At 47.7% G+C, this 4461-nt stretch carries 8 protein-coding genes and 1 pseudogene; all 9 read right to left on the bottom strand.

Annotation, left to right across the window (positions count from 1 at the left end; all coding sequences use genetic code 11):
* Nucleotides 1-422 (bottom strand): annotated as a pseudogene (locus tag ABUA47_RS10515) (hypothetical protein); the annotation flags it as partial.
* Nucleotides 422-700, bottom strand: coding sequence for a hypothetical protein (locus ABUA47_RS10510; protein ID WP_005829015.1), 279 nt, complete (start codon nt 698-700; stop codon nt 422-424). The gene ABUA47_RS10510 and the pseudogene ABUA47_RS10515, both read right to left, overlap by 1 nt.
* A gap of 9 nt (nt 701-709) precedes the next feature.
* On the bottom strand, nt 710-1804 hold the full coding sequence (locus ABUA47_RS10505; protein ID WP_349831592.1) for a hypothetical protein: 1095 nt from the start codon (nt 1802-1804) through the stop codon (nt 710-712).
* On the bottom strand, nt 1798-2298 hold the full coding sequence (locus ABUA47_RS10500) for a hypothetical protein (protein WP_005829011.1): 501 nt from the start codon (nt 2296-2298) through the stop codon (nt 1798-1800). Before ABUA47_RS10500 ends, ABUA47_RS10505 begins: the two co-directional genes overlap by 7 nt.
* Nucleotides 2282-2842 carry a phage holin family protein gene (locus tag ABUA47_RS10495; protein ID WP_349831591.1) on the bottom strand — a complete coding sequence of 187 codons (561 nt, stop codon included), beginning with the start codon at nt 2840-2842 and terminating at the stop codon, nt 2282-2284. Before ABUA47_RS10495 ends, ABUA47_RS10500 begins: the two co-directional genes overlap by 17 nt.
* A 114-nt stretch (nt 2843-2956) precedes the next feature.
* Nucleotides 2957-3256, bottom strand: a complete 300-nt coding sequence (locus tag ABUA47_RS10490; protein ID WP_005829006.1) for a hypothetical protein — start codon at nt 3254-3256, stop codon at nt 2957-2959.
* On the bottom strand, nt 3253-3498 hold the full coding sequence (locus tag ABUA47_RS10485; protein WP_005829004.1) for a hypothetical protein: 246 nt from the start codon (nt 3496-3498) through the stop codon (nt 3253-3255). Before ABUA47_RS10485 ends, ABUA47_RS10490 begins: the two co-directional genes overlap by 4 nt.
* The gene (locus ABUA47_RS10480) at nt 3495-3701 is read right to left on the bottom strand and encodes a hypothetical protein (RefSeq protein WP_005829002.1); all 207 of its coding nucleotides are present in this window, start codon (nt 3699-3701) and stop codon (nt 3495-3497) included. The genes ABUA47_RS10485 and ABUA47_RS10480 overlap by 4 nt, the downstream gene beginning before the upstream one ends.
* On the bottom strand, nt 3698-3973 hold the full coding sequence (locus ABUA47_RS10475) for a hypothetical protein (protein ID WP_008664689.1): 276 nt from the start codon (nt 3971-3973) through the stop codon (nt 3698-3700). Before ABUA47_RS10475 ends, ABUA47_RS10480 begins: the two co-directional genes overlap by 4 nt.
* Nucleotides 3974-4461 lie beyond the last annotated feature (488 nt).

The following is a 4461-nucleotide window of genomic DNA, read 5'->3' as shown; positions in this document are numbered from 1 at the left end:
CATCCGCGATGGTACTCCGTCTCGTGGGCTCGGAGATGTGTATAAGCGACAGCAATAAAAGCTTGTACTCGGCTATCGGTAACGGGCTTCAGTATCTCGTTGCCATCATTGTCGTAACCTTTCACCGTACAAGGATATATGCCTTGCCCAAGTGTCAGGTTACGAAGAAACTTCAGGCCCGTATTGAGCACGCTGGTGTTTCCTATCTCTTCAGCCGCCTTCTGGGGGAAATCATTCTCATCTCCCCATGGACGCACCTTCACTCCGTCGATGTCTATATAGGAAACATTCGACAAGTCATATGGCGCCAGGATTCGGGTACGCTCCTTCATTTCGTTCTGGGGTGTCCCCGTCGTTTCGCCGAATATGTACGTGGACTGCATCAGCAGGGGAATGCCGCTTGAATTAAACAATATGTTCATCAGAATATTATTTTCTTTTTGTTATACTCCAGTATCAGGTCAATATCCACAGGGTAGGGGTGTCCTTCCGGATTTCCCTTGCAGTCGCAGGGCTGCACGCCCCGGAGCTGGTATTCCTTCATGTTCATGCGTCCTGCACCGCAGGCGTAGGCCTGGGGCATGAAATAGACCTTGCCTTCCTTGCTGACGAACTTTATCGAAAAGATGCGCCGGCGTCCGCGTTCGTCCGTGCGGATGTCCATGTCGGCCAGAGCCAGGTTTCTGCGTATTGTCTCCATATCGTTATATCATTCAAATGTATTGTCAAATGTTCTGTCGAATATCCGCCCATAAATACCATTGTCACCGGTACGCTCGAAAGCCAGATGCAGGCGTGATGCCTGACGGAATGTAAGTGAGACATTGATTTTCTCGTTGCCGGTACGCTTGTGAGAGAAATCAATGTCAGTGGTCACCACTTCCGTCGATGTTTCCGTATTATACAGCTGCAAAGAATCAGTTGTTATCAGATCCAGTACCTTTCCGTATTGTCTGGTGTCCAGATAGCCGCTGTTTACCGTACGGCTGTCAATGTATTTGGATGAAGTGCGGCCGGTTCTCTGTAACAGTTCTACCGGATCACCCTCAAGTTCGGGGGAATATTCCACCAGTCCGGTGAATGCCATTGTCTCCGGCATACCGAATGCGTTTCGGTAAATGAAATTGGTGACATTCCTATACTGTCGGTCATCATTGACAAATCTCACCTTATCCTTTACAGTGCCATCTTTTTTCAATAGGACATCATAATATGTGATGGATGATACGGCAATACCGGACCGACGTACAATCTTATCAAGTGAAAAAGAAACAGCGAGCATACCGGCAGTGGCATCCACTTGCTCACTGACTGTCTTGTACTTTTCCTTTCCCGCATCCATGTAGGCTATGCTCATGTCCACCGACATGCCTTTATGGGCAGTAAAGGTTAGATATTCCATTCTATCATGGGCTGTACGGATTGTGCTCTCGTGTGTCAGAAAAAGTACGTCTGACGGGGATACCGATGTGCGACAACGGCTGTAATAAGCATTGAAACTCCTCCGGACTGTGTCCTGCTTGCCTGAAAACACAGCGGTTATGGACAATGGAGCCTGATAATAAGAGACTACATTGTTTGACATCCCTTTCGGGTCATGCAGGGAGAAGTGACTGCGGAGCATTTCCCCTATCTCATGGATTACCACGTTGCCTTTCAAAGCGTAATAGCTCTCATTGAAAATCTCCGTACCTCCGGTTTCAATACGGACATTCAACTGTTCATCTGTGATTCCTGAGATTTTTATTTCCCCGATTTCCGAGATGAAGCAGTCCACTCCATCATGTATGCCGTCCACTACCATTGCCAAAGGGTTTTAGAAATGCCCAACACCAGTGACCTGTTGTACAAGTCATATCCTGCTCTGAACTCCCATTGCTTATGGCGATATTCTGCCGACAAGACTTGCCAGGAACGTCCAATTTCCAGACCTAAGGCAAGAGCATTGTTGCAGACGACCGGTTGCCGGTAGTCCACCACTACCGTGCGGTCAAGCAATGAATTGCGGGATATGACGTCGGTCAGCTCCACTTTCAGGTAAGGGCGTTCAATAATTGTATCAAGATAATGCTTCTCCGAGAAATAGTCGGCCAGTATAGCCGCCGTATCCACTTCTGTGGGTACCTCACGGACAATCACCTCCGGTTCCGGAATGGCAGAGCGTATCGTATCATGCCTGACCACCGTTTCCGGTACATGGACAATGCTCCGTTTCCGGGAACCCAGCCAGTGGCCGGCCCAGCCGGAAAGAAATGCGATAACCGCACAAAGCAACATATGGCTAACCTTCCGTCTCATCGGCCTTTCTTCTGAATTTATCCGTGACTGTCACCCACAATATTCCCACCTGCTTGATCAGCGCATCTTTCGGCTTGCCGTCGATGACTGCCAGGTTCTCCAGTATGCTTGTCACGTGCTCGACGCAGAACCAGGTCATGACGAACACCTTGACAATGTAAAAGAACAGGGTGGCCAGCAGCATGACAAAGCTTTCTTCCGCTCCGGCCTTGCTCTCCAGATAGAACGAGTGGGTGATATAGATGATGGTCAGCCAGATACACAGCTTGATGATGCAGCGTGAGAAACGGAAGCTTTCAAATCCTATTCCCTGGACCTTGCTTGCCCGGATGCCCGTCCACATCTCTGAGACAATGGCGACGAGCATGGCCATGGCCAGGAACGGTGTAATGCCTATCCATTCGCTGACTACGGCAGTGACGGCGCTGAAGGAGATGGCCGGAAATTGCAGGTTGTACTTGAAGCTCGGAGCCACCGAAAGAAAGAACTCCTTCGGTGAATCATACCCATAGGTGGCGACGAATCTTGTGAAAAAACGTATCATATCTCTTTTTTTGTCACAAAGATAGAGCCCAACCATCCGCTCTCATAGGACAAAAAAAGCCCTTACTCTCACGAGCAAGGACTTCAAAAATAAAAAAATCTCCGGTTAGTATTTTTATGGCTTCTCGTACATCACCCAGTAGGGTTGTCCTGCCAAATATTCTACATGGTACCCGGCATCAGCCAGTTGTTTGGCCAGCGCCATCGGAGCGACATCGACAATGTTCGACAGCTCATATACCAGTTCAGCGGTGGTCTTGTAACATTTCTGTGAAGTGGTACCGATGGGTGAATAGTTCTGGCCGATGAAGTTTGCTATGGCTTTCTGCCGCTCGGCTTGTTGCTTCTCTAATTCGTCTTGTTTGTCCGGTTCTTCGTCGTTTTGATAAGAACGGAATCCTATCTTCTTGCTCATTGTGCGCCTCCTTTCTCTTCTTCCGGAGTCAAGCTTCTTATCATGGATGACACAATGCGTAAATCACTTATTACGGATATAATGTCATCAGCACTAACTTCATTGTCGACTTTCAAGTCCAGGATTAATCCGGTAGCTCTATCTATGGTATTGCAACAAGCACTGGCAACGCCATTTTGTAAAATCGAGATGGTTTCGCTGATGGAGGAGGTCAATACGATGTTATTGATTTCGGTATTCATTTCTCACCTCCTTCCCCATTAGCCTTTAGGGCATTTTGCATGCAGGAAATGATTTCACGTAACTCATCGGCAGACATATCGCAAGCTATATAATTACCACCATACGACAACATATAACTATATTCATCGGTGTTGGTAGCTGAATGACTGCGTTGGCTCGTTACAAATATGCCATCTTCGCTGATTTTTTTATGTTTGCTCATGCCTCACCCCCTTTCCGGCACTTCTTTGCCTTATAAACACACAACGCGGCTGCCGCCAGTAGGGGAGGGAACACCATCGCGGCACATGCCCAGACAATGGCACGGAAGTACCAGCAATCGGCTTCGGTCTTTATTTCGCAATCGGGAGCCAGGACGCGGTAGTAGCGGCATTGGATGTTGGATACTTGCTCATTCAGAGCTTTCAAGTTCTCGGATACACGAATCCCTGCGGGTTCTGGTGCGATAAGCGCACCGGATGTTTGATTTTTCATACTGTAACTGTTTAGCATTTTAGGCAATTTTCTTAAAAGAAGAACGGCTGCCATTTCCCGTGTCGCTAAACAGTTACAGATTCCGCTCGTAGAGCAAAAGTGTAATGGGAAAGGCAGCCGCCTATTTCGTATGTATCATTTTACTGACGTCAGTAAAATGGTTAATGTATGGGCATAAAAAAAGCCCACTGAAATTCATTGAGCATTGACCGCGCTCTGCGATACGGTGTGACCGTAACTGTTTAGCACTGCAAAGATGAGAGTTTCTTTTGAAACAACAAAAGAAAAGCGGAGTTTTTTGCTCCGCTTCTCTTTTTAAATTGAAATACCGCTCAATTCCTTTCCGATTTCACGCACCGTATTCAATATCGCCTGCTCCCGTTCTTTTGAGGGACGTTTAATTCCCCGTATATACTGTGCCAACAAACTCTGCTGCATCCCCATCCGTCGGGCAACAGCCGAAGCGTTTATCTCCGGGTGTGTAAGGA

Source organism: Bacteroides sp. RTP31139st1_H2_RTP31139_211217 (genome assembly GCF_040227615.1).
In the GTDB taxonomy this organism is placed as follows: Bacteria; Bacteroidota; Bacteroidia; order Bacteroidales; family Bacteroidaceae; genus Bacteroides; species Bacteroides uniformis.
Note: the sequence above shows the minus strand (reverse complement) of the source record. Positions and strands in the feature narration are given on the sequence as shown.

Excerpts from the sequence above, each read along its gene's own strand:
- ABUA47_RS10510 (WP_005829015.1), bottom strand. The coding sequence starts at position 700 with ATGGAGACAATACGCAGAAACCTGGCTCTGGCCGACATGGACATCCGC.
- ABUA47_RS10505 (WP_349831592.1), bottom strand. The coding sequence starts at position 1,804 with ATGGTAGTGGACGGCATACATGATGGAGTGGACTGCTTCATCTCGGAA.
- ABUA47_RS10500 (WP_005829011.1), bottom strand. The coding sequence starts at position 2,298 with ATGAGACGGAAGGTTAGCCATATGTTGCTTTGTGCGGTTATCGCATTT.
- ABUA47_RS10495 (WP_349831591.1), bottom strand. The coding sequence starts at position 2,842 with ATGATACGTTTTTTCACAAGATTCGTCGCCACCTATGGGTATGATTCA.
- ABUA47_RS10490 (WP_005829006.1), bottom strand. The coding sequence starts at position 3,256 with ATGAGCAAGAAGATAGGATTCCGTTCTTATCAAAACGACGAAGAACCG.
- ABUA47_RS10485 (WP_005829004.1), bottom strand. The coding sequence starts at position 3,498 with ATGAATACCGAAATCAATAACATCGTATTGACCTCCTCCATCAGCGAA.
- ABUA47_RS10480 (WP_005829002.1), bottom strand. The coding sequence starts at position 3,701 with ATGAGCAAACATAAAAAAATCAGCGAAGATGGCATATTTGTAACGAGC.
- ABUA47_RS10475 (WP_008664689.1), bottom strand. The coding sequence starts at position 3,973 with ATGAAAAATCAAACATCCGGTGCGCTTATCGCACCAGAACCCGCAGGG.